Below are 25,356 nucleotides of genomic sequence, written 5' to 3'. Positions count from 1 at the left end.
GCCGGGCTGCTCAGGCCCGGCGATCCAGCAGCGACCCCAGCATCTGGTCCTGGCGGCGGACCAGCGAAGCGTTGGCGGCGAAGGCCACCACCTCCGCGTTTGCCGCCAGCAGATCAGCCAGCGGCGCGGCGGGATCGGCGCCGGCAGCGGTCACCCGGGTCTGCACCCCACCCTGCTCCACCGCCGCGCGCTGCACCTGCAGGCGCGGTGCATCGGCTGTCGCCAGGTTGGCCACGTTGTGCGCGGCCACCTGCACGCCTTGCCCTGCTGCCCGCATGCCGCTCCAGGCCGTTGCCATCACGTTGTCCATGGCGGTCTCCGGGCCGCCCGGTGCAGCCCTCCGAAGCCATTAGCGGCTGCCCGGCCGCGACCTTGAGTCCACATCGGGCAGACGGGCCCGGGTGGTAGCATATCCCTCTGATTTCAGCGCCTTTTGCCAATGCTCAGTTTTTTCCGCCGCAAGAAGCCCCAGGACGCCGCCACACCGGACGCGCCCAAGACCCAGCACTACTCGGCTGAAGAGCTGGCGGCGGCATTCCCGTCGGCCGCGCCCGTCGAGGACACCACGGTCGTAGCCGACGCCCCGCCAGCCGTGGCTCCGGCTGAGGCGGTGCCCGTCCCGGCGCCGCCCGCCGCTGCCCCGGCGTCCCCGCCGGCGCCGGCAGCGACCGAACGCGTCCTGGCACCGGAAGACTTCGAGGCCGAGGCACGTGCCGCCGCAGCCGTGCTCGCCCCGCTGGCTCCGGTGATCCCCGCACAGCAGCCCTCCGCACCGGCCGCCGACCTGCCGGTGCTGGTGGATGCCGCACCGGCCCCGGCGGGCAAGTCCGGCTGGCGCGAACGCCTGCGCAACAGCGTCATCGCGCGCAGCTTTGGCGGCCTGTTCTCGCGCAATCCCAAGCTCGACGATGACCTGCTGGACGAACTGGAAACCGCGCTGATCACCGCCGATGTCGGCGTCGGTGCGACCACCGAGCTGGTCGAAGGCCTGCGCAGACGCATGAAGGCACGTGAGTTCGCCGATGCCAACGCACTGCTGGGCGCACTGCGTGCCGACCTGATCGCGATCCTGCAGCCGGTCGCCAGGCCACTGGTGATCGATCGCAACGCCAGGCCCTTCGTGGTGCTGACCGTTGGCGTCAACGGTGTCGGCAAGACCACCACCATCGGCAAGCTGGCCAAGCGCTTCAAGGACGACGGACACAGCCTGATGCTGGCCGCCGGCGATACCTTCCGTGCCGCTGCCGTGGCGCAGCTGCAGGCCTGGGGCGAGCGCAACGGCGTGGCCGTGGTGGCCCAGGGCCAGAATGCCGACGCCGCCTCGGTGGCCTACGACGCGCTGCAGGCCGGCAAGGCGCGCGGCACGTCGGTGCTGATTGCCGATACCGCCGGCCGCCTGCATACCCAGTCCGGCCTGATGAACGAGCTGGGCAAGATCCGTCGTGTGCTCGGCAAGATCGATCCCGCTGCGCCGCACGAGGTGCTGATGGTGATTGACGGCACCACCGGCCAGAACGCGCTGTCGCAGCTGCGCCAGTTCAACGCCGCGGTGAACGTGACCGGCCTGGTGGTGACCAAGCTGGACGGCACCGCAAAGGGCGGCGTGGTGTTCGCACTGGCCCGTGAGTTCGGCATTCCGATCCGTTTCGCCGGCATCGGTGAACGCCCGGAAGATCTGCGTGAATTCGATCCGGAAGCCTTCGTCGACGCGCTGCTGCCCGAAGCGCTTGGCAGTGCCTGAGGCCACCGTCGTGCCTGCGGGCGACCCGTTCGTCGCCCGCCTGCTGCACTGGTTCGACGACCACGGCCGCCACGACCTGCCCTGGCAGCATCCGCGCAGCCCCTATCGGGTCTGGCTGTCGGAGATCATGCTGCAGCAGACCCAGGTGGCCACGGTCATCCCGTACTTCCAGCGGTTCCTGCAGCATTTCCCGACCCTGCCCGCGCTGGCCGCGGCCAGCAACGATGCGGTGATGGCGCAGTGGGCCGGGCTCGGCTACTACGCCCGTGCGCGCAACCTGCATGCGGCGGCCCAGCGGTGCGTGGAACTGCATGACGGCGAACTGCCGCGTGATTTCGACGCGCTGCATGCGCTGCCCGGCATCGGCCGCAGCACCGCAGGCGCGATCCTCAGCCAGGCCTGGAACGACCGGTTTCCGATCCTCGACGGCAACGTCAAGCGCGTGCTCAGCCGGTATCACGGCATCGAAGGCTTCCCCGGCCTGCCAGCCATCGAAAAGCAGTTGTGGGCCATCGCCGAAGCGCACGCGGCCCAGGTGCCGGATGGCCGGATGGCCGACTACACGCAGGCGCAGATGGACCTCGGTGCCACCGTGTGCAGCCGCGCCAGGCCCGCCTGCGTGATCTGCCCGCAGCAGCAGGACTGCGTGGCGCGCCGCGAAGGCCGGACCGCCGAGCTGCCCACGCCGAAGCCCGGCAAGGCCCTGCCCGAACGCGAAGCCGTGGCCCTGCTGCTGCGCGATGCCCAGCAGCGCGTGCTGCTGCAGAAGCGACCGGAGACCGGCATCTGGGCGCAACTGTGGACCCTGCCGCAGGCCGACGCCGGTGAAGCGCTGCAGGACTGGTTCGATGCACACGTGGACGGCTCGCTGGAAGATGCCGACGAGCTGCCGGTGCTGCAGCACACCTTCAGCCACTACAGGCTGCACCTGCAGATCCTGTCGCGACAGGTACGCGGCCTGCGCGTGGAAGAATCCTCGCTGCGCTGGGTCACCGCCGACGAACTGCCGACGCTGGGCTTGCCGGCTCCCATCCGCAAGCTGCTTGATGGCACTGCGATCAAACCGCCACAACGCAGATCCAAGAAACCCCGCAACCACGAGTGAGTGCCATGCCCCGAACCGTCTTCTGCCAGTACGAACAACGCGATGCCGAGGGCCTGGACTTCGTGCCCTATCCGGGCGAACTGGGCCAGCGCATCTTCAACCACATCGGCAAGCAGGCCTGGGCGGCATGGCTGGCGCACCAGACCATGCTGATCAACGAGAACCGCCTGTCACCGCGCGACCCGAAGCATCGCGCGTTCCTGGAAGGGGAACTGGTCAAGTTCCTGTTCGAGAAGGACGCGGAGAAGCCCGCCGGCTTCGTCCCGGAAGCCTGATCCGGAGATGGCGCCGGCCTAGTTCGCCGGCTCCTCGCGCTCCTGCACCTGCGCCTGCCGCAGCTCCTGTTCCGAAGCACGCAGCGCCTTCACGTCAAGCTTGCGGATGCTGCTGATGAAGCACGGCAGGCGCGGGCCTCCGGTCGGGTCCCGGACCAGCACCTTGTCGAAGCGGGCCGACACGCGGTTCATGCGGCTGGTCAGGCCAATGGCGGTCGCAAACGACAGATCCTGGCAGGGGCCGTTCAATTCCAGCAGGTAGGCCTCGCTGGGCCGGGTCCATACCGCCAGTGCACTGTCGCCCAGTTCGGTCCAGCCGTTGAGGCTGCCGAAGAACTGCATGTCATTCTGCGGTGCGCCGGCGTGCGCCCGGTACAGGTCCAGCCGCTCGGCACTGCTCAGGCGGCCGGTGGTCGCACACGCGGCCAGGGCAAGGCAGAGCCCTGCGATCACAAGCGGGGTCTTCATGTCGATCTCCACGGGGAACCGGGGCCATCATGCGCCTGCCCGGGTATGGGCGGCGAGAATCCCGGCGCCACCGTTCAGGCGCCGGGAGGTGCACGTTGCCGGCCGCTCAGACGTCGGCGTGGGCCAGCTCGTGCAGGCGCCCTTCGCGCAGTTCCAGCACCCGGTCCAGGCGCCGCGCCAGACCGCGGTCGTGGGTGACCAGCACCAGGCTGGTATGGCGGGCACGATTGAGTTCGAGCATCAGGTCGAACACGGTGCCGGCCGTGCGATCGTCCAGGTTTCCGGTCGGCTCGTCGCCCAGCACGCAGGCCGGATGATTCACCAGCGCGCGCGCCACCGCCGCACGCTGGCGCTCGCCACCGGAAAGCTCACCCGGTTTGTGGTCCAGGCGATGGCCCAGCCCGACCGACTCCAGCAGCAAGGTTGCGCGCGCGGCCGCCTCCTCCACTTCAGGACGACCACGGACGAAGGCGGTGGCCCCGTTGACGATGCTGGCCAGCGCCGTCCCCACCACGCCCAGGCCGGCGAACATCGCCCGCTGTGACATCGGCGAATGCGAGCGGGACAGCAGCAGCGGCATCATCACGTTTTCCAGCGCAGTGAATTCCGGCAGCAGGTGATGGAACTGGTAGACAAAGCCCAGCGCCTGGTTGCGCAGCAGGCCACGCGCGGTATCCGACAGCGCCGACATGCGTTGACCGGCCACGTACACCTCGCCGGCACTGGGTACGTCCAGTCCCCCCAGCAGGTGCAGCAGCGTGCTCTTGCCGGCACCGGACGCGCCGATGATGGCCACGGTTTCACCCGCGGTGACGGTCAGGTTCAGGCCGTCGAACACCGGGGTCTGCATGCGCCCTTCGGCATAGATCTTGCCGAGGTGCTCGGCGCGGATCACTTCCTGGCCGCGGTCAAAGGCTTCATTCATAGCGCAGGGCCTCCGCCGGCTGGGTGCGTGCCGCCCGCCAGGCGGGATACAGGGTGGCCAGGAAGCTCATCAGCAGTGCGACCACGGTGATCACCACCACGTCGCCGGTCTGCATGTCCGTCGGCAGGCCGGTGATGTAGTACACGTCTTCCGGCAGCAGCTTGACGTTGAATACGCGCTCGATGGCACCGAGGATGCGTTCCAGGTTGAAGGTCAGGGTGATGCCGCCGATCAGTCCGGCCAGCGTGCCGAAGATGCCGATCAACGAGCCCTGCACCATGAACACCTGCATCACCCCGGCCGGGGTCAGGCCAAGCGTGCGCAGGATGGCGATGTCCGCCTGCTTGTCGGTGACCAGCATCACCTGCGAGGACACCAGATTGAACGCGCCCATGGCGATGATCAGCGACAGCAGGATGCCCATCACCACTTTCTCCATGCGCAGCGAGTGGTAGAGATTGGCGTTCTGCTGGGTCCAGTCACTCACGCGATAGGCGCCGCCGAGGTTCTGCGCAAGGTCCACGCCGACTTCCAGCGAGCGGTCCATGTCGTGCAGCTTCAGACGCACGCCGGTCGCGCCATCGGCGCGCAGCACGCGCTCGAGATCCTTCATGTTGGCGAAGCCGACGCCGCGGTCGACCTCGTTGTAGCCGGCCTCGAAAATACCGCTGACGGTGAAGCGTTTCATCCGCGGAACGGCGCCTGCAGGTGTGCCCTGCACTTCGGCGAAGGTCACCAGCACCTGGTCGCCGACATCGACGCCCAGCCAGATCGCCAGTTCCTTGCCCAGCAGCAGATTGAAGCTGCCGGGTTTCAGGCTGTCGTAGCTGCCCTTGACCACCTTCTGGTCGATCACCGACACCTTCGGCTCCAGTGCCGGGTCGATGCCCTGGATGATCGCACCCTGCACGCGCGGGCCGCTGATCATCGACTGGATCTCGATATAGGGTGCGGCGCCCGCCACGCGCGGGTCCTTGTTGGCCACGTCCACCACGCGCATCCAGTCCGGCATGGGCTCGCCGTCGCGACTGATGGTGGTATGCGCCGTCATCTGCAGCAGGCGGCTGCGGATTTCCTTCTGGAAGCCGCTCATCACCGCCAGGGTGGTGATCAGCACCGTAACGCCGAGCGCGATGCCCAGGATCGATGCCATCGAAATAAAGGAGATGAAGCCGTTGCGGCGCTTGGCGCGCAGGTAGCGCAGGCCGATGGCCACGGGAATGGGTTTGAACATGCAGGCACGCCGGACGATTCAGCCTATGGTGCCATCGACCGGGCTCGACGGGAAACGGCGCGTGCGGCGACGGCCAGTCGCAGTTCACGTCGCTGCCGGGCATCGAGCACATCCGGCCAGAACAGCAGCCGCCGTTGCCGCCGCCCCTGGCGCCCATGCAGCAACAGCCACGGGCCGCGGATCACCAGCTGTGGAGCGTCCAGCGCCTGCCCCGCCACCTGCAGCGGAGCGGGCAACGCCGGCAGGCACACCCTCACCTTCGGCCGGCGCAGGCGCCAGAAGAGCTCGGCCAGGCCCAGCGCCCAGACCAGCAGTACGACGGGAACCAGGGCGTCTCGGGGCAGATCCGAAGCGCGCAGCAGCCAGGGGGCGGCGAGCAGTACCGCCAGATGGGCACCCGCCTGCAGCCGTGAAGGGCGCCACTCAAGGCTTGAGGGCGCGGATCCTGTCCATGAGCGGGATGGCGTGCGCATGCGGGCAGACCTCGTAGCCCATGAACCAGCGCCACAATTTATCGTCCTCACAGTCGAGCAGGAACAGGAAAACCTCGCGCTCTTCGGTCGGCGCAGCGCTCCATTCGCGGTCGAGGTAACGTTCGAACAGCTGGTCCAGTTCGCGCATGCCACGCCGGCAGCGCCAGCGCAGCTTCTTCAGCAGGGTTTCTTCATCCATTGCAGGCCTCCAGATACAGCGAAGCCACGCATGGCGTGGCTCGGCTGGGGTGCGTGCGGCCGCCGTCGATGCGGCCGCATGCGGGATGGATCAGGCGCGACGCTCCATCATGAGCTTCTTGATCTCGGCAATCGCCAGCGCCGGGTTCAGGCCCTTCGGGCAGGTGCGGGCGCAGTTCATGATGGTGTGGCAGCGGTACAGCTTGAACGGATCTTCCAGATCGTCCAGGCGCGCACCGGTGTCCTCATCGCGCGAGTCGATGATCCAGCGGTAGGCCTGCAGCAGGATCGCCGGCCCCAGGTAACGCTCGCCGTTCCACCAGTAGCTCGGGCAGCTGGTCGAGCAGCAGGCGCACAGGATGCACTCGTACAGGCCATCGAGCTTCTTGCGGTCTTCCGGCGACTGCAGGCGCTCGCGATCCGGCGGCGCCGGGGTCTGCGTGCGGATCCACGGCTTGATCGAGGCGTACTGCGCGTAGAAGTGGGTCAGGTCCGGCACCAGATCCTTGACCACGTTCATGTGCGGCAGCGGGTAGATCGGCACTTCCTTCTTGCCGCAGTCCGCGATGGCGCGGGTGCAGGCCAGCGTGTTGGTGCCGTCGATGTTCATCGCGCACGAACCGCAGATGCCTTCGCGGCAGGAGCGACGGAAGGTCAGGGTCGGGTCGATCTCGTTCTTGATCTTGATCAGCGCGTCCAGGACCATCGGACCGCAGGCGTCCAGATCGACCTCATAGGTATCGGTGCGCGGATTGCTGTCGTCGTCCGGACTCCAGCGGTAGATCTTGAAGGTACGCACGTTCTTGCCGCCGTTCTTGACGGGGAAGTGCTGGCCCTTCGTGATCTTGGAATTCTTGGGGAGTGAAAACTCGGCCATGGCTGCTCTCGTTGGCTCAGGCGGCCCGCGCCCTCAAGGCGCGGATTGCATGGTAGGCGGGGTCGGATCAGTACACGCGCGGCTTCGGCGGCACCACGGACACGTCATCGGTCAACGTGTACATGTGCACCGGACGGTAGTCGAAGCTGCACTTGCCCTTCTCGTCGACGCTGACCAGGGTGTGCTTCTGCCAGTTGACGTCGTCGCGGTCCGGGAAGTCCTCGTGCGCATGCGCGCCGCGGCTTTCCTTGCGCTGTTCGGCCGAGTTGATCGTCGCCACCGCGTTGAGCAGCAGGTTGTTCAGCTCGTAGGTCTCGATCAGGTCCGAGTTCCACACCAGCGAACGGTCCGAGACCTTCACGTCCTGGAACGAATCGAAGATCTTGTCCATCTTCTCGCAGCCTTCCTTCAGCGTCTGGCTGGTGCGGAAGACGGCCGCGTCGGCCTGCATGGTGCGCTGCATGCGGTCGCGGATGACCGAGGTCGGGGTATCGCCGTTGGCGTGGCGCAGCTTGTCCAGCAGGCCCAGCGCCTTGTCGCAGGCATCGGACGGCAGCGGCTTGTGCGCCGCGCCCGGCTTGATGGTCTCGGCACAGCGGTTGGCCACCGCGCGGCCGAACACCACCAGATCCAGCAGCGAGTTGGAGCCCAGGCGGTTGGCGCCGTGCACGGACACGCAGGCGGCTTCGCCGATGGCGTACAGGCCCGGCACCACGGCATCGGGGTTGTCGCCGACCTTGCGCACCACTTCACCGTGGTAGTTGGTCGGGATGCCACCCATGTTGTAGTGCACGGTCGGGATGACCGGGATCGGCTGCTTGTGCACGTCGACGCCGGCGAAGATGCGGGCGCTCTCGGCGATGCCCGGCAGCTTGTCATCGATCACGCCCGGGCCCAGGTGGGTCAGGTCGAGCAGGATGTGATCCTTGTGCTCGCCGACACCGCGGCCTTCGCGGATCTCGATGGTCATCGAACGGCTGACCACGTCGCGCGATGCCAGATCCTTGTAATGCGGTGCATAGCGCTCCATGAAGCGCTCGCCGCTGCTGTTGCGCAGGATGCCACCTTCACCGCGGACACCCTCGGTGATCAGGCAGCCGGCGCCGTAGATGCCGGTCGGGTGGAACTGCACGAACTCCATGTCCTGCATGGCGATGCCGGCACGCATGGCCAGGCCGCCACCGTCGCCGGTGCAGGTATGCGCGGAAGTTGCGCTGAAATAGGCTCGGCCGTAGCCGCCGGTGGCCAGTACCACGCCCTGGGCGCGGAACAGGTGCAGCGTGCCGTCGGACATGTCCAGGGCCAGCACGCCGCGGCAGACGCCTTCGTCGTCGAAGATCAGGTCGAGCGCGAAGTACTCGATCATGAAGCGCGCGTCGTGCTTCAGCGACTGCTGGTACAGCGTATGCAGCATCGCGTGGCCGGTACGGTCGGCCGCCGCGCAGGTGCGCTGCGCCGCCGGGCCTTCGCCGTACTTGGTGGTCATGCCACCGAACGGGCGCTGGTAGATCTTGCCTTCGGCGGTACGCGAGAACGGCACGCCGTAGTGCTCGAGCTCGATGATGGCCGGAATGGCCTCACGGCACATGTATTCGATGGCGTCCTGGTCGCCCAGCCAGTCCGACCCCTTGATGGTGTCGAAGAAGTGGTAACGCCAGTCGTCCTCACCCATGTTGCCGAGCGCGGCGGAGATACCGCCCTGGGCGGCGACGGTGTGCGAACGGGTCGGGAAGACCTTGGTCAGGCACACGGTCTGCAGGCCCTTGGCGGCCAGGCCGAACGTGGCACGCAGGCCGGCGCCGCCGGCGCCCACCACGACCATGTCGTACTTGTGTTCGGTGATCTTGTAAGCGGACATCTAGTCTGGATTCCTGTGTAGGTGCCTGGGCTCAGGCAACGCCGAGGGCGATGCGGCCCACCGCGAACACACTGACGATCATGCCGAGCACGGCGACGAACTTCACCGCGGTCTGCAGCACCAGGGCCAGCAGCGATTCGTGGATGTAATCTTCCAGCACGACCTGCATGCCGAGCTGTGCGTGCCAGAACATGGCGATCAGCAGGCCGATCAGCGGCACCGCGTTCCACGGCTTGGCGATGGCAGCAGTGGCAGTCGCGTAGTCGGAACCCAGCAGGCCCAGCACGAAGACCAGGAACCAGATCCCCAGCACCACCAGGGCGGCGGCGGTCAGGCGCTGGTGCACGAAGTGCTCGGTGCCGGTCTTGGCCGAACCCAGGCCACGCACGTTCTTCAGCGGAGTACGGAACTTGCTCACGCGGCACCTCCAAACATCACGTAGGCCCACACCAGCAGGGTGATCACCAGGCTGCCGATGACCGACAGCCAGCTGCTGCGGATGAAGGCGGGGATGCTGAAGCCGATGGCGAAGTCCTGCACCACATGGCGGATGCCATTGCACAGGTGATAGGCGAACGACCATGTCCACGCGAACAGGAACACGCGGCCATACCAGGCCCCGGCATGGCCGGTGAAGCAGTTCCACGAATCGGGCCCCATCATCAGGGCCAGCAGGCCCGCAGCGATGATGAGGGCACCAACAGACAGAAAGACGCCAGTGGCTCGATGCAGGATCGAGGTGGCCATCTGAATCTGCCAGCGATACACCTGAAGGTGCGGGGAAAGTGGGCGTTGTCTGGTCGCCATTCGCTGGGCTCGTTGTCTCGGCTGGGCGGCACGCGGCCGCGTTGGCTCAATGCTGATCAGAAATCGATGCAGCGTCCGTTTTTCTCCCAATCGCCATACCGCACCGGATCGAGTCCGCCGCGGCCGCCGAATTCCTCTGCCTTTTCCTGTTCCACGGGCACGGGTGCCGCAGGGACCAGCGGGGCTTCAGTTTCGTCGTCGGGAGTGGGGGTTGTTTGGCCTATCATGGTCGGTCTCGCAACGCACAAATTTTAGACCTCGTTCACGTGCCTGACAACCTGCCCCCTGCTTTCGTCGGATATCCACGCCTTCCGGGCCACCAGCTGGTGAGCCTGCAGGGCGTGGACGCAGCTGCCTTCGCCCACGCCCAGTTCAGCAGCGATGTCCTCGCTCTGCCCCAGCAGCACTGGCAGTGGAGCGCCTGGCTGAGTGCCAAGGGCCGCACCCTGGCGGTGTTCCAGCTGCTCCGGCTGGCTGAGGATCACGTGATGCTGGTGTTCGCCGATGGCGACGCGGATGCGACTGCGTCGCAACTGCAGCGTTTCGTGTTCCGCCGCAAGGTCAAGGTGCAGCTGCGCGACGATCTGGCCGTGGCCGGCGCGTTCACCGCACCGGAAGCGGCTACCGGCGCGGCGATCGCCGCCGATGCAGGCGGTTGGGAGCTGGACCTGGGCAGCGACGCGCTGCCGCGCGCGCTGCGCATCGGTGCCGCTGACACCTTCCCGGCCGGTGGGCCGGACGACGACGCGGCCTTTGTATTGGCCTGGCGCCAGGCTGACCTGCGGTATGGCCTGCCCCGGCTGGAGCAGAGCCAGCGCGAGGTGTGGACGCCGCAGCAGTTGGGGCTGGACCGTCTGAACGGCTACAGCGTGAAGAAAGGCTGCTACCCGGGCCAGGAAATCGTCGCCCGCACCCACTTCCTCGGCAAGGCCAAGCGCGCGGTGCAGCTGCTGCACACCCATGCGCCGGCGCAGGCCGGTGACGGCGTGCAGCAGGACGGCGCGGCACTGGGCACGATCGCCAGCGTGGCCGGCGATCTCGCGCTGGCGGTGCTGCCGCTTGAAACGAGCGACGCTGCGCTGCAGGTCGGCGATGCGCCCGCGCAGCGGATTGCACTGCTGGATGGCCTGGCGCGCTGAGGCTGCGCCCCATCCACGCAGGGCGGGGATCTGCCGATGACGCCGGGCATGGCCCGGCGCCACCAAGTCTTACAGGCGCTCGCCGGTTTCCGCGTTGAAAAAGTGCAGGCCCTGCGGATGGATCGCCACGCGGATGTCCTCGCCCACGGCCGGCAGCGCCTGCGGCGCCACCCGCATGGTCAGTGCATGCTGGCCGCTGCTGAGGTTGACGAAGATCTCGTTGCCGACCGGCTCGATGCCCTCGATGCGCGCGGTGAACGCATGCGCGTCGTCGCCCGTGGCGGGCTGCAGGTGCTCCGGGCGCACGCCGACGTTGATCGGCTTCTGCAGCCATGCGGGGTCGATCGTGGCCTGGCCCAGCGGCGCGCGCCACTCACCCTCGACCACCGTCACGCCGCCCGCATCGCCCTGCAATGTCCCGCGCAGCACGTTCATCGCCGGGCTGCCGAGGAAACCGGCCACGAACAGGTTGGCCGGGCGGTCATACAGCGCCATCGGCGTATCGATCTGCTGGATGATGCCGTCCTTGAGCACCACGATGCGCTGGCCCAGCGTCATCGCTTCGACCTGGTCGTGCGTGACATAGATCATGGTCGTACCCAGCTTGCGGTGCAGCTGCGCGATCTCGGTACGCACGCTGTGGCGCAGCTTGGCATCGAGATTGGACAGCGGCTCGTCGAGCAGGAACACCGCAGGTTCGCGCACCAGCGCGCGCCCCAGCGCAACACGCTGACGCTGGCCACCTGACATCGCCTTGGGCAGCTTGTCCATCATCTCGGTCAAGCCAAGCGTCTGCGCCGCTTCGGCAATCCGCCTGTCGATGGTCGCCTTGTCGTGGCCACGCAGCTTCAGGCCGAACGCCAGGTTCTCGGCCACGGTCATGTGCGGGTAAAGCGCATAACTCTGGAACACCATGGCGATGTCGCGATCCTTCGGTGCCACATCGTTGACCACGCGGTCACCGATGCTCAGCGTGCCACCGCTGATCTCCTCCAGGCCCGCCACCATCCGCAGCAGGGTCGACTTACCACAGCCGGAAGGACCGACCAGCACCATCAGTTCGCCATCGGCGACCTCGAAAGTGGCGTCCTTCACCGCAACCTGGCCGTTGTCGTAGACCTTGCGCACACCCTGCAACTGCACTTTTGCCATATCACCTGATCCGGTCTGCCCGACGCCGGGCTGTCTTTTGGGACTGCCTCGGCCCTCCCGATGGCAGCAATGATTGCGCGACTGCCGCATGACGGCGAGCACTGCAATCGAATACAGTTGCCCATTCTGCCATGTAAACGTTTTCACGTGGCACTATCCGATGGTCGGTGCGCACCGACCTGCGTCGGCGGACAATGGAACGTTCGCCGGTGCGGTGGTTTCGCATGGAACGGCCTGCTGGTATCCCCTGCAGATCGCGTTCCGCGAACCTCGGACAGGCAGTTGCGCGGATGTCCCCCGAACCCAGCCATGAAGCGATTGACAACGATGTCACCCGGATCTGAAACTCGAGCGATGCACGACACCCTCTTCCTGTTCGGTGCCACAGGTGATCTGGCCCAGCGCTATCTGTTCCCTTCGCTGCTGCGCCTGCTTGGCGATGGTCTGCTGCCGGAGGATTTCCGCATCCGTGCGCTGGCCCTGTCCGGCCATGACACCGAGGCCTTCCATGACATCCTGCGCCCGCGCCTGCAGCAGGCCATGCCGATGGCCTCGCAGGACGACATCGCCGCGCTGCTGCGCCGCATCGACTACCGTTCGGTGGACCTGCGCGATGTCGACTCGGTCGCCGCCGCCGTCTCCGACCTGGTGGACCGCCGGTGCGTGAGCTACCTGGCCATTCCGCCGGGCCTGTACATCTCCACCTGCGAAGGCCTGGCCAAGGGGGGCGCCCTCGCCGCACCGGCCCGGCTAATGCTGGAGAAGCCGATCGGCAGCGACAGCGAAAGTGCCGAAGAGATCATCAGCACCATCGGCCAGTGGATCGACGAAGACCGCGTGTTCCGCCTGGATCACTATCTGGGCAAGGCTGCGGTGCAGAACCTGATCGCCCTGCGCTTCGGCAACACCCTGCTGGAGGCGGTGTGGAACCGCAACTACATCGAGTCGGTGCACATCCTGGTCGCAGAGAGCGAAGGCGTGGACGGCCGCGACGCGTACTACGCACGCTCCGGCGCCCTGCGTGACATGGTGCAGAGCCATATCCTGCAGCTGCTGTGCCTGGTGGCGATGGAACCGCCGGCGTCGCTCGAAGCCGACCGCATCCGCGACGAGAAGGTCAAGGTGCTGCGCGCCCTGCGCCCCCTCGACGCCCAGCATGCGGCCCGCGACAGCGTGCGCGGCCGCTATACCGCCGGCACCATCAACGGCCAGCCGGCACAGGCCTACCAGCCGCCGGAAGGCAGCGACGTGGAAACCTTTGCCGGCGTCACCGCGCACATCGACAACTGGCGCTGGTCCGGCGTTCCCTTCCATCTGGTCACCGGCAAGCGCCTGCCCGAGCGCACCACCCGCGTGGTGGTGACCCTCAAGCCGGTCACCCATTGGCTGTTCGAGCGCCCGCAGCGCGCGCAGGCCGCACCCAATCGCCTGGTGTTCCAGCTGCAGCCGCAGGAAAACATCGAGCTGGGCCTGATGAGCAGCCTGGCCGGTCCGGAATGGGGCGCGCTGGAACTGCATCCGCTGGAACTGGAGCTGTCGGTGCCGACGGGACTGCACCGCCGCATCGCTTACGAGCGCCTTTTCCTGGACGCCTTCAACGGCAACCATGCGCTGTTCGTGCGCGACGACGAAGTGCGCGCCGCCTGGGCGTGGATCGACAGCGTCGCCGATGCCTGGAAGGCAGCCGGCCTGCCGCTCCAGCCTTACCCTGCTGGCCAGTGGGGTCCGGCGGATGCCAGCGACTTCCTGCCACAGGGCGTGGATGCGCCGGACACCGGAGCTTCGGCATGAGTGGCAGCTCGCAGCCGGTTCTGGTCGCCGACATCGGCGGCACCAATGCCCGCTTCGCACTGGCCGACACTTCGCTGGATGCGCCCCTGCAGAAGGACAGCATCCGCGAGTTCGCAGTCGCCGAGTTCCCGTCGCTGGGCGATGCCGCCCGCCACTACCTTGAGCAGGCCGGGGCCACCGCGCGCCGCGGCGTGTTTGCCGTGGCCGGCCGCGTCGATGGCGACGAGGCACGCATCACCAACCATCCGTGGGTGATCTCGCGCAGCCGCACCGCAGCGATGCTCGGCTTCGACGAGCTGCACCTGATCAACGACTTCGCCGCACAGGCGATGGCCGTCGCCCTGCTGCAACCGCAGGATGTGGTGCAGATCGGCGGTGCGCACTGGACGCCGGCCGCGCCGGGCCAGCCACGCAACTACGGAGTGATCGGCCCCGGCACGGGCCTCGGCGTCGGTGGCCTGGTGGTGCGCCACGGCCGCAGCTACCCGCTGGAAACCGAAGGCGGTCACGTCAGCTTCCCGCCGGGCACGCCGGAAGAAGTGCGGATCCTGGAGATCCTGTCCGAGCAGTTCGGCCGGGTGTCCAACGAGCGTCTCATCTGCGGTCCCGGCCTGGTCAACATCCATCGTGCGGTCTGTGAGATGGCCGGTGTCGATCCGGGCCATCTGCAGCCGGCCGACGTCACCGCCCGTGCCGCCCTCGGCGATCCGCAGGCGATGCGCACCGTGGATGTGTTCTGCGCAGTGTTCGGCGCCATCGCCGGCGACCTGGTGCTGATCCAGGGTGCCTGGGATGGCGTGTTCCTGACCGGCGGCCTGGTGCCCAAAATGCTGGATTCGCTGCAGCACTCCGGCTTCCGCCAGCGCTTCGAGCACAAGGGCCGGTTTTCCTCGATCATGGCGCGGGTGCCTTCGCTGGCGATCATGCACCCCTGCCCCGGCCTGCTGGGCGCTGCCGCCTATGCAGCCGATGCCGAACGTGACGCTCCGGGAGTTGCCGCATGAGCCCTGTCTTCCAGGACGACCGCATCGATTTTGTCAGTCACGGCGATGCCGATGGCTGGATCGAAGCGGTGGCCACCGAAATGGCACAGACCATCAACCGCGACATCAACGAAGTCGGCCGCGCACGCATCCTGCTGTCCGGTGGCACCACGCCGGCGCCGGTGTACCAGGCGCTGGCAGAAATGGAAGTGCACTGGGACCGCGTGGAAGTGAGCCTGGCCGATGAGCGCTGGCTGTCGCCGCAGGATCGCGACAGCAATGCCTGGCTGGTACGCGAGCACCTGCTCAAGCGCGCCGAAGGTGCACATTTCGACCCGCTGGTGCGCATCGGCAAGCCGCTTCCGGAATGCGTGTACACCGCCAATCTGCAGGCGCAGCACAGCCAGCCGCCCAGCCTGGTCGCGCTCGGCATGGGCAATGACGGCCACACGGCCTCGTTGTTCCCCGGCTCGAAGGACCTGGCCCGCGCGCTGGAAAGCCCCCTGCCCTATGCCGCACTGGATGCGACCGGCTGCCCGGGCGCCAACCAGTGGCCGCTGCGGATCACGCTGACCCCGCACGGCCTGCGCCAGTGCCGCCAGCGCCTGCTGCTGCTGCGCGGCAAGCAGAAGCTGCAGGTGCTGCGGCAGGCGCTGGACAGCAACAATGCCCAGCAGTACCCGATCCTCAACGCAATCCACCTGGAGGGCGCGCGCCTGCGCGTCCACTGGGCAGATTGATGTCGGTGGCGGCATATCGCCGCCGCCCACCTCTCGCCACCTCGAACGCCGGTAGCCAATGAGCCTCCATCCGCAACTGCAAGCCATCACCGACCGCGTCATCCGTCGCAGCGCTGCCTCGCGCGCGGCCTACCTGGCCGCTGTCGACGCCGCCCTGCGCGAAGGCCCCTTCCGCAGCCGCCTGAGCTGCGGCAATCTCGCCCATGGTTTCGCTGCCTGCGGCGGCGCCACTGACAAGAGCCGCCTGCGCGGCGGGGTGACGCCGAACCTGGGCATCATCACCGCCTATAACGACATGTTGTCGGCCCACCAGCCGTTCGAGACCTATCCGGAGCAGATCCGCGGGATCGCCCGTGAACTGGGCGCCACCGCGCAGGTGGCCGGCGGTGTGCCGGCGATGTGCGACGGCGTCACCCAGGGCCGCGGCGGCATGGAACTGTCGCTGTTCTCGCGCGATGTGATCGCGCAGGCCACCGCGATCGGCCTCAGCCATGACATGTTCGATACCACGGTCTACCTTGGCGTGTGCGACAAGATCGTGCCCGGCCTGCTGATCGGCGCGCTCGCGTTCGGCCACCTGCCGGCGGTGTTCATTCCGGCCGGCCCGATGACACCGGGCATTCCGAACAAGCAGAAGGCCGAGGTGCGCGAACGCTATGCGGCCGGCGAAGCCACCCGCGAAGAACTGCTGGAGGCCGAGTCGGCCTCCTACCATGGCGCAGGCACCTGCACCTTCTACGGTACCGCCAACTCCAACCAGGTACTGCTGGAAGCGATGGGCGTGCAGCTGCCAGGCGCATCCTTCGTCAACCCGGGCACTGCGCTGCGCGATGCGCTCACCCGCGAGGCCACCGAGCGTGCGCTGGAGATCACCGCGCTGGGCGAGGATTTCCGTCCGCTCGGCCGGATCATCGACGAGCGCGCGATCATCAACGCCGTCATCGCCCTGATGGCCACCGGCGGCTCGACCAACCACACCATCCACTGGATCGCGGTCGCGCGTGCCGCCGGCATCGTGCTGACCTGGGACGACTTCGACGAGCTGTCGCAGCTGATTCCCCTGCTGGCTCGCGTCTATCCGAATGGCGACGCCGACGTGAACCGCTTCGCGGCGGCCGGCGGCCCGGCTTTCGTGTTCGGCGAATTGATCAGGGCCGGGCTGATGCACGGCGACCTGGTCAGTGTGGCGCGCGGCGGCATGGCCGATTACGCCCGCGAACCGCAGCTGCGTGACGGCACCCTGTTCTATCTGCCCGGGCTGGAGCGCAGTGCCGACGAGGAGGTGGTGCGCGGCGTCGACGCTCCGTTCGAGAGCCAGGGTGGCCTGCGCCTGCTGCGCGGCAACCTGGGCCGGTCGTTGATCAAACTGTCGGCGGTGAAGCCGCAATACCGTTCGATCGAAGCACCGGCCGTTGTCGTTGATGCGCCCCAGGTGCTCAACAAGCTGCATGCTGCCGGGCTGCTTCCCCAGGATTTCGTGGCGGTGGTGCGCTACCAGGGCCCGCGCGCGAACGGCATGCCGGAGCTGCATTCGCTGGCGCCGCTGCTGGGCCTTCTGCAGAATCAGGGCCGACGCGTTGCGCTGGTCACCGATGGCCGGTTGTCCGGGGCGTCGGGCAAGATCCCGGCAGCGATCCATGTCACGCCGGAAGCCGCGCGTGGGGGTCCGCTGGCGAAAGTCCGCGAAGGCGACATCATCCGCCTGGATGGCGAGGCGGGCACGCTGGAGGTCCTGGTGGACGCTGCGGAATGGGCAGCACGCACTCAGGCCCCGAACACCGCGCCCGCGGCGAATGATCTGGGCCGCAACCTGTTCGCGATCAACCGTCGTGTGGTCGGGCCGGCCGATCAGGGCGCCATTTCGATTTCGTGCGGGCCGGCAGCGGCCGATGGCGGGCCGTGGGATTACGACGCCGAGTACGAACTGGGACACGATGCGGCGGCTGCGGCAGCGCCGCATGAGGCGAAGGACGCCTGAGGGTTGAAGAGCGCTGCGGGTGTGTTGCGGCGGCGAGTGTGCTGGTGGCGGCGTCACACTTTCCGGCGCATCAACGCCGCGAAGTGATCACTGAAAATCAAATTCGGAAGCAAAGGCAGAAGCAGAGCTATGGGTATCGAACAACATCAGCTGAAGGCGGCGGAGCTGTTGCATGCGGCGGGCATCCTGCCGGTGGTGACGATTCATACGCTGGACCAGGCCCGTGCGGTGAGTGCGGCGCTGCTGGAAGGCGGTCTGCCGGCGATCGAGCTGACGTTGCGCACGCCGGTGGCGATGGAGGCATTGGCCATGCTCAAGCGCGAACTGCCGGACGTGGTGGTGGGTGCCGGTACGGTGCTGACCGTTGAGCAGATGCAGCAGTCGATTGATGCCGGCGCGGACTTCCTGGTGACCCCGGGTACGCCGCCCGCGCTGGCCGATGCGCTGGCCGCTGCACCGCTGCCGGTGGTGCCCGGTGCGGCGACGCCGACCGAGCTGCTGTCGCTGCATGCGCGCGGATTCCGGGTGTGCAAGCTGTTCCCGGCCACGGCGGTCGGCGGCCTGGCGATGATCAAGGGCGTGGCCGGTCCAATTGCCGATCTGAAGCTGTGCCCGACCGGCGGCATCACGGAAAACACCGCCGCCGAGTACCTCGAGCAGAAGAACGTCGTCTGCATCGGTGGCTCATGGATGGTGCCCGGCAACTGGATTGCGGACGGCGACTGGGACAAGGTGCGCGCCAGTGCCGCGCAGGCGGCGGCCATCGTCAAGCGCGTGCGCGGCACCTGAGCGCCCGATGGGTGAGCGCGGGGCCGACGCTCGGCCCCGCGACCGCGGGCCGGAACTGGAAGACAGATTCCGGGCGCGCGACGCACCTCAGCCGTTGGCTGAAACCCTCACAGCGGCCGTGCCGGATCCACCAGCCCGTACTGGCTGGCCATGCGCGCCAGCGCGATGTTGTCGTGGATACCCATCTTCTCGAACAGGCGCGCCTTGTGCGTGTTGACGGTCTTGGCGCTGAGGCTGAGGCGGCGCGCGATGTCTTCCTGGCGCAATCCCTGGGTCAGCAGCAGCGCCACTTCCAGCTCGCGCGGAGACAGGGTGTCGAACGGCGAACCATTCCCCTCCACCGTCGACAGCGCCAGATTCTGCGCGATGCTGGTGCCCAGGTAGCGGCGCCCGCCTGCCACGTCGCGCACCGCGCGCAGCAGTTCCTGGGCGTCGCAGCCCTTGCCGATGTACCCGGCCGCGCCGGCTTCCAGCAGCCGCTTCGGCAGCGGGCCATCCTCCAGGACGGACACGATCACCACGCGCGTGCTGCGATGGCCGCGCACGATGCGCTCGGTCACTTCCATGCCGCTGACACCCGGCAGGTGCAGGTCGCACAGCACCACGTCCGGCTGCAGCTGGCGGATTTCGCGCAGCGCGTCCTCGCCGGTCTCGGCCTCGCCCACCACCTCGATGTCGGTCTCACCCGACAGGATCATCTTCATCCCGGTGCGGACCAGTGCGTGGTCGTCCACCAGGTAGACTCGAATCGTCATTCACGTACCTCTTCGAATGCGGCCATTGCGGGTCAAGCTAGGCAGGGTGCCGAACCCTCGCAAGCGCGGTCGAAGTGCATACCGGGCAAGAGTGCCGGGTTGATCACAGTCTCACGCATTGTGCTTACCCCCTGTCTTGCAGAACCCACTGCAACGAAACAGCTCATCTATCACGTAGACGCCCGCGAAGAGCCATCCACGTCACTCCCCCTGTGTTGATGCTTCGCTGGCCGTCGATGGCGGCGAATCGCGGCGTCGCCAGGGATGCCGACGACTGAACATGACCAGGTAGCACCCTACCACCCAAACCAGTGCTGCACACCATCCGGCCAGGATATCCGACGGGTAATGGACCCCGAGATAGACCCGGGACACGCTGACCAGCAAGCTGAACGCAGGGGCCAGCACCAGCACCGGCCAGCGCCAGCGGGTATTCCAGGCCAGAAGTACCAGGGTTGCCGCCAGGGTCATCGACCCCATGGCGTGACCACTGGGGAAACTGAACGTCGATTCCGGTGCGATGGACTCCCACAGGCTGGGGCGGTCCCGCTGGAAGAACCGCTTGCTGCCCATGTTCAACAGTGCCGATCCGAGGAAACTGACAGCCACGAAGGTGGCCTCGCGCCAGCGGCGGTAGCCCAGCAGTGCCGCGACGATCAGCACATCGGCGGGAATCAGGAACCACTCGTAACCCAGCCGGGACAGCAGCACGAAGAACCGGTCCAGCCACGGCGAATGCAGGCCGTGCATCTGCCACAGCAGCGGCGCGTCGAAATGGAACGATTCAAACTCATGCACCTCGTCGGCCAGCGCGACGAAGCCGGCCAGCGGCAACAGCACGCCGGCGAACAGCAGGACCAGGCGCCACGCATTGCGCGCCATCCAGTGACGGAAGCCGGAGGCCGGCTCCGGCGCGGCAAGGATCGCGGGCTTATCCTGCGCTTCGGACATAGGTTCGTTCGACGTAGTCGTCGATCAGGGCGACGAATTCCTGGGCGATGTTCTCGCCACGCAGGGTCACCTTCTTCTCGCCATCGACGAACACCGGCGCCGACGGCGCCTCCCCGGTTCCCGGCAGCGAGATGCCGATGTTGGCGTGCCGCGATTCTCCCGGGCCGTTGACCACGCAGCCCATCACCGCCAGGGTCATGTTTTCCGCCCCCGGGTGCTGCACTTTCCACAGCGGCATCTTCTCGCGCACGTGGTTCTGCACCACCTTGGCCAGCTCCTGGAAGAACTCGGAGGTGGTGCGGCCGCATCCCGGGCAGGCCGTCACCAGCGGCGTGAACGCGCGCTGGCCGGTGGTCTGCAGCAGCTCCTGGGCGACGATCACTTCCTGCGTCCGCGACTGGCCCGGCTCGGGCGTCAGCGAGATGCGGATGGTGTCGCCGATACCTTCCTGCAGCAGCACGCTCAGCGCCGCTGCCGACGCAACGATGCCCTTGCTGCCGATGCCGGCTTCGGTCAGGCCCAGATGCAGCGCGAACTCCGAACGCTGTGCCAGGTCACGGTAGACCGCGATCAGCTCCTGCACGCCACTGACCTTGGCCGACAGCACGATGCGGTCGCGCGGCAGGCCCAGCTCCACGGCCTGTTCGGCCGAATCCAGCGCTGACCGGATCAGTGCCTCGCGCAGGACACGTCCGGCGTCCCAGGGCTGCTCGCGCTCGTTGTTCTCATCCATCAGCCTGGCCGCCAGCGCCTGGTCCAGCGAGCCCCAGTTGGCGCCGATGCGCACCGGTTTGTTGTAGCGGATGGCGAACTCGATCAACTGCGCGAACTGCAGGTCCTTCTTCTTGCCGAAGCCCACATTGCCCGGATTGATGCGGTACTTGGCCAGTGCTTCGGCACACGCCGGTTCGGCGGTCAGCAACTGATGGCCGTTGTAGTGGAAATCACCGATCAGCGGCACGTTGATGCCCATCATCGCCAGCTTGTCGACGATGCGCGGGATCGCGGCCGCGGCCTCGACGGTGTTGACGGTCAAGCGCACCATTTCCGAACCGGCGCGCCAGAGCTCGGCGACCTGCTTCACGCTGGAGGCCACGTCGGAGGTGTCGGTATTCGTCATCGACTGCACCACCACCGGCCTGCCGCCGCCGACGGTGACTCCGCCGATCTGGACGGCGTGGGTCTGGCGACGGGACCAGGCGGTGGGCTCGGAAGGCGGGGTCGGGCGGGTAACGGCGTCGTGCATGCGGGCATTCTAGCGCCCGCCTCCGGTTTCCGGGTGACTCGCATTCAGCCGCCGGCACGGCTGCGGCCGATTGTCGCAGGCACACCCGCCCGCGAACGCATACGATGGGCGCGAATGACCGGTCCCGACGCCCCGTTTCTCCGCACCCTGTGCAGCCTGCGATGGCTGGCCGTGGCCGGCCAGGCCGCCACCATCCTGGTCGCCACCTGGGTGCTGGGCCTGCCGCTGCCGCCACTGCCGCTGTGGGCCGGCGTCGCCGTGCTCGCGCTGTTCAATGTCTACACCCAGCTGCGGCCGGAAGGGGCCGATACCGCGCCACTGACAGCCTTCGGCCACATCCTGGTGGACGTGATCATCCTGACCTGGATGATCAGCTGGAGCGGCGGCATGGCCAATCCGTTCAGCTCCCTGTTCCTGATCCTGATTGCGTTGGCCGCCTTCGCCCTGCCCCTGCGCTGGGCGTTGGCGGTGGCCCTGGCCTGCCTGCTCGGCTACGCCGCCAGCGGACTGTTCGGCCAGCCGCTGCCGGACGGCTACTTCCGTGCGCAGGACCTGAACCGCTGGGGCGTGGTCGCCAATTTCCTGATCTCCGCCACTGTCGTGCTGACGTTCTCCACGCGCCTGGCCCTGGCCCTGCGGCAACGGGAACTGGAGCTCTCGGCACTGCGTGAACGCTTCGCCCGCAACGAGGGCATTGTCGCCCTGGCCACCCACGCCGCCTCGGTGGCGCATGAACTGAACACGCCGCTGGCGACCATGACCCTGCTGGCCGACGACGTTGCCGAGCGCAGCGAGGAGCCGGAAGTACGCGAGGACATGGAAACCCTGCGCGAACTGCTCGTGCAGTGCCGCGAACGGGTGCTGGCACTGGCCGCGCCGGCATCGGCCGACATGCCCGGACGCAGCCGCTCCAGCGCCCAGCAGGTGCTGGAACAATGGCGGCTGGTGCGGCCGACCATCGACCTGCACCGCAACGACGATGCGCCGCTGCGGCTGCCGCTGGACCCCGGCGTGGGCCACCTGCTGATGGTCCTGCTCAACAACGCAGCCGATGCCGGAGAGCAGGCCGGGCGCCCGCGCGTGGACCTGAGCCTGCGCATCGACGGCGACGACCTGATCGGCGAAGTCCGCGACTACGGCCACGGCTTCGATGCCCGTGCCGCCGTGCTGCCGGGCACGCTGTTCGGCAGCAGCAAGAGCGAGGGCATGGGCGTCGGCCTGGCCCTGTCCCATGCCACCATCGAACGCCTCGACGGCGAGATGTGGATGCGCCCGGCCCAGGGGGCCGGCAGTCGCGTCGGCTTCCGCCTGCCGCTGGCCCCACGCGAGGACACCCCATGAGCCTGCACCACTCCACCCAGGGCCTGCTGGTCGACGACGACGAGCTGTACCTGCGTACCCTGCAGCGCAGCCTGGCGCGCAAGGGACTCGAAACGCAGACCGCGCAGGACGCGGCCACTGCGCTGATGCTGGCCCGCCAGCATCCACCGGCCTTCGCGCTGATCGACCTCAAGCTCGGCAGTGATTCCGGCCTGGCCCTGATCCAGCCCCTGCGTGCCCTGCGTGCGGACATGCGGATCCTGCTGGTCACCGGTTATGCCAGCATCGCCACAGCCGTGGAAGCCATCAAGCTGGGCGCAGACGATTATCTGCCCAAGCCGGCAACGGTACCGATGATCCTGCGCGCGCTGGGCGAAGAGGACGACGGCCCGGCCGACGACGGCGAGATGGAAGTTCCCGACGCGATGACGCCGATCAGTCGCCTGCAGTGGGAACACATCCAGCAGGCGATGCACGAGACGGGCGGCAACGTGTCCGCTGCCGCCCGCCTGCTCGGCATGCACCGACGGTCGCTGCAGCGCAAACTGGCCAAGCGGCCAAGCCCGGAACGCGATCCGAGCCGTTGAGCCCGGCACGCCGGGCCAATGCCCGGCGACACATCCCCGACCTGGCTCAGCCCTTCAGCTGCGCCAGGATCTCGCGGGTCATCGGGTCGGCGATCGCCACGCCCTCGCCCTGCAATGCCGGCAGCAACTGGTTGGCCAGCTGCTTGCCCAGCTCGACCCCGAACTGGTCGAAAGCGTTGATGTTCCAGATCACCGACTGCACGTACACCGCGTGCTCGTACATGGCGATCAGCGCACCCAGCGCCTGCGGCGTCAGTGCATCGAGCAGGATCAGCGTACTCGGACGACCGCCCGGGTAGTCGCGGTGCGGATCGTCGCTGCCCTGACCGTTGGCCAGCGCTTCGGTCTGCGCCAGCAGGTTGGCCAGCAGCGCCTGATGATTGACGGTATAGGGATCGTCGTTGTGCACACAGCCGATGAAGTCAGCCGGGACGATGCTGGTGCCCTGGTGCAGCGCCTGGAAGAAACTGTGCTGCACATCGGTGCCCGCACCGCCCCACCACACCGGCACGGTATCGGTGGTCACCGGCTGGCCATCACGCTGCACGCGCTTGCCCAGGCTTTCCATCACCAGCTGCTGCAGATAGGCCGGCAGCAACGCCAGGCGCTGGTCGTAGGTCATCACCGCATGGGTGGCGCAGCCCAGCAGGTTGCGGTTCCAGATGTCGGTCAGGCCATGCAGCACCGGCAGATTGCGCTCCAGCGGTGCATCCAGTGCGTGCGCGTCCATCTGCGCCGCACCCTCCAGCAGCTGTTCGAAACGCTCGAAGCCGATCGCCAGCGCAATCGGGAAGCCGACCGCCGACCACAGCGAGTAACGGCCACCGACCCAGTCCCACATCGGCAGCACGCGCTCTGCGGCGATGGCGAAGGCCTTCGCTGCGCGCTCGGGATTGGCGCTGACGGCATACAGGCGTTCACTGCCACCCAGCCAGTCGTGCAGGATCTGGCCGTTGAGCAGGGTTTCCTGGGTGCCGAAGGTCTTGGAGATCAGGATGCCGGCGGTGCGCGCCGGGTCAAGCGTGGCCAGCGTGCGCTGCATGGCCGCGCCGTCCACGTTCGATACGAAATGCACGCGCAGGCGCGCGCCGCTGACCGGGCGCAACGCATCGGCGACCAGCCGCGGGCCAAGATCGGATCCCCCGATGCCGACGCTCACCACGTCGGTCACGCCGCTGTCTTCCAGCGCACGCACGAGGACTCCCATGCGCTGACGGATTTCGCGTGCAGTGGCATGGGCATCGGCGGCCACCGGCGCGTCGACCACGTCACCGCGCAGCGCCGTGTGCAGCGCCGCGCGGCCTTCGGTCAGGTTGACCTGCTCGCCGCGCATCAGGCGGTTGATGGCGCCCCCGACATCGCGTTCTGCTGCCAGCGCCAGCAGCGCCTGCAGCGCCGCGGCGTCGTACTTCTGCCGGGCAAAGTTCACGTACAACGGACCGACCCGCAGCGCCAGCTCCTGCACACGGCCAGGTTCGGCGGCGAGCAGGCTGGGGATGCTTGCGCCCTTCAGGCGCTGGGCGTGGGAATGCAGCGAGTCGAATCCGTTGTTCGTTGTCATGCGGCCTGGGTCGGGATCGTGTCGTTGGTGTGGGTGATCTGGTTGCTGCCATCCACGTACACCAGCTTCGGCTTGAAGCTGTCCGCTTCCTGCTCGGTCATGCTGGCGAAGGCGGCGATGATGATGATGTCGCCGACCTGCACGTGGCGCGCGGCGCCACCATTGAGCGAGACGATGCCGCTGCCGGCTTCGGCGCGGATCGCATAGGTCGAGAAGCGCGCACCGTTGGTCACGTCCCAGATGTGGACCTGCTCGAACTCGCGGATACCGGTGGCAGCCAGCAGGTTGTCATCGATGGCGATCGAGCCTTCGTAGTTCAGCTCGGAGTGGGTGACGGTGGCGCGGTGGATCTTGGTCTTGAGCAGGGACAGGTGCATGGCACGGTACAACGCAGAGGAAAGCG

At 67.5% G+C, this 25,356-nt stretch carries 28 protein-coding genes; 11 read left to right on the top strand and 17 right to left on the bottom strand.

Features of this window, described 5'->3' with window-relative positions:
* Positions 1 to 10: 10 nt before the first annotated feature.
* Positions 11 to 310: a hypothetical protein gene (locus ACZK08_RS07560; RefSeq protein WP_065174961.1), complete on the bottom strand. Its 300-nt coding sequence runs from the start codon at positions 308 to 310 to the stop codon at positions 11 to 13.
* A gap of 129 nt (positions 311 to 439) precedes the next feature.
* Here ACZK08_RS07560 and ftsY point away from each other — a divergent pair, with 129 nt between their 5' ends.
* Genes ftsY through ACZK08_RS07545 form a run of 3 tightly spaced genes read left to right on the top strand, consistent with a single transcriptional unit; the run spans position 440 to position 3,121 of the window.
* Positions 440 to 1,741, top strand: coding sequence for a signal recognition particle-docking protein FtsY (ftsY, locus tag ACZK08_RS07555; protein WP_065181286.1), 1,302 nt, complete (start codon positions 440 to 442; stop codon positions 1,739 to 1,741).
* Positions 1,734 to 2,846 carry an A/G-specific adenine glycosylase gene (gene mutY, locus ACZK08_RS07550; RefSeq protein WP_231107715.1) on the top strand — a complete coding sequence of 371 codons (1,113 nt, stop codon included), beginning with the start codon at positions 1,734 to 1,736 and terminating at the stop codon, positions 2,844 to 2,846. The genes ftsY and mutY overlap by 8 nt, the downstream gene beginning before the upstream one ends.
* 5 nt (positions 2,847 to 2,851) lie before the next feature.
* A complete protein-coding gene (locus ACZK08_RS07545; protein WP_053517303.1) occupies positions 2,852 to 3,121 on the top strand; it encodes an oxidative damage protection protein in 270 nt (89 codons plus the stop codon).
* Positions 3,122 to 3,139: 18 nt separating this feature from the next.
* On the opposite strand, the gene ACZK08_RS07540 is transcribed toward ACZK08_RS07545, so the two are convergent.
* The 10 genes from ACZK08_RS07540 to ACZK08_RS07495 all read right to left on the bottom strand — a co-directional run bounded on the left by ACZK08_RS07540 (position 3,140) and on the right by ACZK08_RS07495 (position 10,188).
* Complete coding sequence (locus ACZK08_RS07540) at positions 3,140 to 3,589, bottom strand: DUF6491 family protein (protein ID WP_053517332.1); 450 nt, start codon at positions 3,587 to 3,589, stop codon at positions 3,140 to 3,142.
* 106 nt (positions 3,590 to 3,695) lie between these two features.
* Positions 3,696 to 4,514, bottom strand: a complete 819-nt coding sequence (locus ACZK08_RS07535) for an ATP-binding cassette domain-containing protein (RefSeq protein WP_065174957.1) — start codon at positions 4,512 to 4,514, stop codon at positions 3,696 to 3,698.
* Complete coding sequence (locus ACZK08_RS07530; protein ID WP_065174956.1) at positions 4,507 to 5,748, bottom strand: lipoprotein-releasing ABC transporter permease subunit; 1,242 nt, start codon at positions 5,746 to 5,748, stop codon at positions 4,507 to 4,509. Before ACZK08_RS07530 ends, ACZK08_RS07535 begins: the two co-directional genes overlap by 8 nt.
* Positions 5,749 to 5,771: 23 nt before the next feature.
* Positions 5,772 to 6,221: a hypothetical protein gene (locus ACZK08_RS07525; RefSeq protein WP_081284346.1), complete on the bottom strand. Its 450-nt coding sequence runs from the start codon at positions 6,219 to 6,221 to the stop codon at positions 5,772 to 5,774.
* Complete coding sequence (locus ACZK08_RS07520) at positions 6,172 to 6,420, bottom strand: FAD assembly factor SdhE (protein ID WP_053517299.1); 249 nt, start codon at positions 6,418 to 6,420, stop codon at positions 6,172 to 6,174. The genes ACZK08_RS07525 and ACZK08_RS07520 overlap by 50 nt, the downstream gene beginning before the upstream one ends.
* 90 nt (positions 6,421 to 6,510) lie before the next feature.
* Positions 6,511 to 7,296, bottom strand: a complete 786-nt coding sequence (locus ACZK08_RS07515) for a succinate dehydrogenase iron-sulfur subunit (protein ID WP_053517298.1) — start codon at positions 7,294 to 7,296, stop codon at positions 6,511 to 6,513.
* A gap of 67 nt (positions 7,297 to 7,363) precedes the next feature.
* Positions 7,364 to 9,154 (bottom strand): succinate dehydrogenase flavoprotein subunit, encoded by a 1,791-nt coding sequence (gene sdhA / locus ACZK08_RS07510; RefSeq protein ID WP_111185438.1) that lies wholly within the window; start codon positions 9,152 to 9,154, stop codon positions 7,364 to 7,366.
* A gap of 31 nt (positions 9,155 to 9,185) precedes the next feature.
* Entirely contained in the window at positions 9,186 to 9,572 is a 387-nt protein-coding gene (gene sdhD, locus ACZK08_RS07505) for a succinate dehydrogenase, hydrophobic membrane anchor protein (RefSeq protein WP_053517295.1), read from the bottom strand.
* Positions 9,569 to 9,961 carry a succinate dehydrogenase, cytochrome b556 subunit gene (gene sdhC / locus ACZK08_RS07500; RefSeq protein ID WP_004153151.1) on the bottom strand — a complete coding sequence of 131 codons (393 nt, stop codon included), beginning with the start codon at positions 9,959 to 9,961 and terminating at the stop codon, positions 9,569 to 9,571. Before sdhC ends, sdhD begins: the two co-directional genes overlap by 4 nt.
* A 56-nt stretch (positions 9,962 to 10,017) precedes the next feature.
* Entirely contained in the window at positions 10,018 to 10,188 is a 171-nt protein-coding gene (locus ACZK08_RS07495; RefSeq protein ID WP_074901279.1) for a DUF1674 domain-containing protein, read from the bottom strand.
* A gap of 39 nt (positions 10,189 to 10,227) precedes the next feature.
* Here ACZK08_RS07495 and ygfZ point away from each other — a divergent pair, with 39 nt between their 5' ends.
* The gene (gene ygfZ, locus ACZK08_RS07490; protein WP_065181282.1) at positions 10,228 to 11,100 is read left to right on the top strand and encodes a CAF17-like 4Fe-4S cluster assembly/insertion protein YgfZ; all 873 of its coding nucleotides are present in this window, start codon (positions 10,228 to 10,230) and stop codon (positions 11,098 to 11,100) included.
* Between the two features lie 69 nt (positions 11,101 to 11,169).
* On the opposite strand, the gene ACZK08_RS07485 is transcribed toward ygfZ, so the two are convergent.
* Complete coding sequence (locus ACZK08_RS07485; RefSeq protein WP_065181281.1) at positions 11,170 to 12,252, bottom strand: ABC transporter ATP-binding protein; 1,083 nt, start codon at positions 12,250 to 12,252, stop codon at positions 11,170 to 11,172.
* A gap of 354 nt (positions 12,253 to 12,606) precedes the next feature.
* Between ACZK08_RS07485 and zwf the strand changes: the two genes are divergently transcribed.
* From zwf to eda, 5 genes are all read left to right on the top strand, one after another.
* Positions 12,607 to 14,043 carry a glucose-6-phosphate dehydrogenase gene (gene zwf / locus ACZK08_RS07480; RefSeq protein WP_065174952.1) on the top strand — a complete coding sequence of 479 codons (1,437 nt, stop codon included), beginning with the start codon at positions 12,607 to 12,609 and terminating at the stop codon, positions 14,041 to 14,043.
* On the top strand, positions 14,040 to 15,047 hold the full coding sequence (glk, locus tag ACZK08_RS07475) for a glucokinase (protein ID WP_065181280.1): 1,008 nt from the start codon (positions 14,040 to 14,042) through the stop codon (positions 15,045 to 15,047). The genes zwf and glk overlap by 4 nt, the downstream gene beginning before the upstream one ends.
* Complete coding sequence (gene pgl, locus ACZK08_RS07470; RefSeq protein WP_053517289.1) at positions 15,044 to 15,766, top strand: 6-phosphogluconolactonase; 723 nt, start codon at positions 15,044 to 15,046, stop codon at positions 15,764 to 15,766. Before glk ends, pgl begins: the two co-directional genes overlap by 4 nt.
* A 58-nt stretch (positions 15,767 to 15,824) precedes the next feature.
* Positions 15,825 to 17,744, top strand: a complete 1,920-nt coding sequence (edd, locus tag ACZK08_RS07465) for a phosphogluconate dehydratase (RefSeq protein WP_478452648.1) — start codon at positions 15,825 to 15,827, stop codon at positions 17,742 to 17,744.
* Between the two features lie 129 nt (positions 17,745 to 17,873).
* Positions 17,874 to 18,533 (top strand): bifunctional 4-hydroxy-2-oxoglutarate aldolase/2-dehydro-3-deoxy-phosphogluconate aldolase, encoded by a 660-nt coding sequence (gene eda, locus ACZK08_RS07460; RefSeq protein ID WP_065181278.1) that lies wholly within the window; start codon positions 17,874 to 17,876, stop codon positions 18,531 to 18,533.
* 107 nt (positions 18,534 to 18,640) lie between these two features.
* Here eda and ACZK08_RS07455 read toward each other — a convergent pair whose 3' ends face one another.
* The 3 genes from ACZK08_RS07455 to ispG form a co-directional block, all read right to left on the bottom strand.
* Positions 18,641 to 19,288 (bottom strand): response regulator, encoded by a 648-nt coding sequence (locus tag ACZK08_RS07455; protein WP_065174949.1) that lies wholly within the window; start codon positions 19,286 to 19,288, stop codon positions 18,641 to 18,643.
* A 201-nt stretch (positions 19,289 to 19,489) separates the two neighbouring features.
* On the bottom strand, positions 19,490 to 20,239 hold the full coding sequence (locus ACZK08_RS07450; protein ID WP_053517284.1) for a phosphatase PAP2 family protein: 750 nt from the start codon (positions 20,237 to 20,239) through the stop codon (positions 19,490 to 19,492).
* Positions 20,220 to 21,485, bottom strand: a complete 1,266-nt coding sequence (ispG, locus tag ACZK08_RS07445; RefSeq protein WP_065181277.1) for a flavodoxin-dependent (E)-4-hydroxy-3-methylbut-2-enyl-diphosphate synthase — start codon at positions 21,483 to 21,485, stop codon at positions 20,220 to 20,222. The genes ACZK08_RS07450 and ispG overlap by 20 nt, the downstream gene beginning before the upstream one ends.
* 114 nt (positions 21,486 to 21,599) lie before the next feature.
* On the opposite strand from ispG, the gene ACZK08_RS07440 reads away from it, so the two are divergent.
* A complete protein-coding gene (locus tag ACZK08_RS07440; protein WP_065174948.1) occupies positions 21,600 to 22,826 on the top strand; it encodes an ATP-binding protein in 1,227 nt (408 codons plus the stop codon).
* Positions 22,823 to 23,392, top strand: coding sequence for a response regulator transcription factor (locus tag ACZK08_RS07435; RefSeq protein ID WP_053517280.1), 570 nt, complete (start codon positions 22,823 to 22,825; stop codon positions 23,390 to 23,392). The genes ACZK08_RS07440 and ACZK08_RS07435 overlap by 4 nt, the downstream gene beginning before the upstream one ends.
* Before the next feature lie 46 nt (positions 23,393 to 23,438).
* Here the strand turns inward: ACZK08_RS07435 and pgi are convergent, their stop codons facing one another.
* Positions 23,439 to 24,953 (bottom strand): glucose-6-phosphate isomerase, encoded by a 1,515-nt coding sequence (pgi, locus tag ACZK08_RS07430; protein ID WP_065181276.1) that lies wholly within the window; start codon positions 24,951 to 24,953, stop codon positions 23,439 to 23,441.
* Complete coding sequence (panD, locus tag ACZK08_RS07425) at positions 24,950 to 25,330, bottom strand: aspartate 1-decarboxylase (protein ID WP_053517331.1); 381 nt, start codon at positions 25,328 to 25,330, stop codon at positions 24,950 to 24,952. Before panD ends, pgi begins: the two co-directional genes overlap by 4 nt.
* Positions 25,331 to 25,356 lie beyond the last annotated feature (26 nt).

Source organism: Stenotrophomonas sp. 112478_Sma, assembly GCF_056479905.1.
The sequence above is the reverse complement of the archived record's forward strand: the minus strand, read 5'-3'. Positions and strand labels throughout refer to the sequence as shown.